Below are 2,310 nucleotides of genomic sequence, written 5' to 3'. Positions count from 1 at the left end.
TACAGATATTGTTGCTGGCTTATCATATTTTTAATATGCAATGGCATTGTGACAAGTCGCGCCCCTACGTTCTGACCGCCCGAACCGCTTAAGTCCGTGCCATTTGGGTCATGTCATTACCTTTGTGGTCAGCTCTTTGTATGCCTTCGTTTTGTCGTCATTTTCTTCCGCCGTCTCAACTTCTTCGATTAGAGCCTTCTTCGACGATTAAGCTCTTATAGCGTCCTCGACGGAGCACGACAGTGCGTAGATGGCGTAGCCCGCAGCGCGGGTGAGTCAAGCGGGTGCCTTTCGGGCAGCTTGGCGAGCAAACAGCTTGCCGTGCACTTTGCGGAACTTGTGGTAGCGATTCGCGAATGTGGACTGCAACCACTGTTCCGGTCTGCTACGCAGCCGGTCTTGTCGGCAATAGGCCTCGGAACATCCCATAGATCAAATTTCCTTTCGGTGTGCGGACGACCAAGTGGAAGTGGTTGGTCATCACGCAAAATCCTTCAAGTATCCATTCACATTTCTCGCAGGCTTCAAATAAGCACTTCTCGAATGCTAAGTGGGCACCTTCGTTGATGAATCAATCCTGCCGGCATGTCCGCCGTAGCTCGTTTAGCGAAGGAGGGTAGTTCCCACGGTTGATGATGTGGTAAACGCCGTTCTCTTTCTCAATTCGAAGACTGCGAGCCATGATTTTAAAAGAGTGGGGGATGCTGGCTATACGTTAACCACAAAGGTAATGACATGACATCTTAGTTTGCCCCCGCCCTTGTTGGATTGATGTCAGATTTATTGACATATCTGACCTTATGTCAGTTTTATTGACATGAATGTTGTTATGTCAGTTTTATTGACATGGGTGTCGATATGTCAGTTTTATTGACGTGGGCGTCGCTATGTCAGTTTTGTTGACATAATTCGTCCTTTATCTATTGATCAGTATGAGTATTATGCCAAAACGACAAATAATCTTGATGGCGGACATTATCAAAAGTTCGCAAAAGAACCAAAAGGATCTAATGGAAGGATTCAAAAAGGTTGTTGGCTCAACAAGTAAAAAGATGCCAGATGCATTTCTGTCACCTATAACAATTACTTTAGGAGATGAGTTTCAGTCTGTGCCCAGTAGCTTATCTGACGCAATTCTAGCTTTATACCATATCGAAGAGTCGATTATTAAGAATAAACAAGATTTTAAACTTCGGTATGTTTTGTTAGAGGGAGAGATCGATACACCAATCAATCAAAAGATAGCTTATGGGATGCTGGGCCAAGGGCTGACAGATGCAAGAGAGCTACTTAACTCGTCAAAAAGGGAAGGACTTAGATTTCATGTAGATCTGAGCGATGGGGAGGCAACTCGGGCGTTGGCTCATGCTTTTTTAGTTATTCAGTCGATAGTTGATAGTTGGAAGCTGGAAAAAGATTATGAGTTGATTGCTCAATTTCTAGAGCATCGTGATTATAAGATAGTCGCGGATAGTTTGGGGAAAACTCGCTCGCAAATCTATAAGAGGAGTAAAACACTTATGACAGAGGAGTATTTCTCTATGAAATCGCTAATTAATTACATAGTTAAAAATATATGAGTATCATATTGATGATTCTAACTTTCCTGATTGCCGAGGTTCTAATTGCATTCGGATATGCAATTCTTGCTCAGCTCGTGTATAAGAGACTCGGTTTCGATTTTAGTTCGATACTTAAGGGAATGATCGAAAGAGGGTTTCTTGTGATATGCTTAATGAATGGTTATCCGCATGGACTAACGCTCTTCGGTGCATTGAAATTAGGCACTAGGCTAAAGCGAAATGATGAACAAGACAAAGGCGCAAAGGCATTTAATGACTATTATTTACTCGGAAACGCGATATCGGTTTCGGTAGCGATTGGTTATGTGAAACTGCTCGAAGATGATGTATTATTGAAATTCATCGATTCAATTTGTGAGCATGCCATTAAATGATTGAGGATGCTCTGGGTATTCAAAGGTTTCAGAGTGATAATTCAAGGCGGTCACAATAGCTCAGATTGACTCTGCTTCCCTGGTTCGAGTTGTCGGGGTGGGGAGCTCTATTGTTAACGACAAATCTCTCTTGGGCTTTCCCTGTGAAACGTTACTATTGTTTTTGCTTTGAGGCTGAAAAACGGGTCAGGAAAACTCGAACGGGTCATGTCGGAATGGCACGGACTTAAGCAGCTTTATCGACGTTTTTCTTCTTCACTTTACCTTTGTTTTTTCTGGATTTTGAGACCTTAAATTTTGATCGATGGCACATCAACCTTTGGAAAGGTTTGGGCCTTTTCTTTAGTGCTCTA

General features: G+C 42.8%; 2 protein-coding genes. Both read left to right on the top strand.

Annotated features, from left to right (window positions below; translation table 11 throughout):
* Positions 1-941: 941 nt before the first annotated feature.
* Positions 942-1,580, top strand: a complete 639-nt coding sequence (locus QEH52_RS19370) for a SatD family protein (protein ID WP_308952607.1) — start codon at positions 942-944, stop codon at positions 1,578-1,580.
* Positions 1,577-1,957: a hypothetical protein gene (locus QEH52_RS19365; protein WP_308952606.1), complete on the top strand. Its 381-nt coding sequence runs from the start codon at positions 1,577-1,579 to the stop codon at positions 1,955-1,957. Before QEH52_RS19370 ends, QEH52_RS19365 begins: the two co-directional genes overlap by 4 nt.
* The last annotated feature ends 353 nt before the right edge of the window (positions 1,958-2,310 follow it).

This window comes from Thalassobacterium maritimum (genome assembly GCF_031127805.1).
GTDB classification, from domain to species: domain Bacteria; phylum Verrucomicrobiota; class Verrucomicrobiia; order Opitutales; family Coraliomargaritaceae; genus Thalassobacterium; species Thalassobacterium maritimum.
Note: the sequence above shows the minus strand (reverse complement) of the source record. Positions and strands in the feature narration are given on the sequence as shown.

Coding starts and splice junctions, on each gene's coding strand:
- QEH52_RS19370 (WP_308952607.1), top strand. CDS start 942: ATGCCAAAACGACAAATAATCTTGATGGCGGACATTATCAAAAGTTCG.
- QEH52_RS19365 (WP_308952606.1), top strand. CDS start 1,577: ATGAGTATCATATTGATGATTCTAACTTTCCTGATTGCCGAGGTTCTA.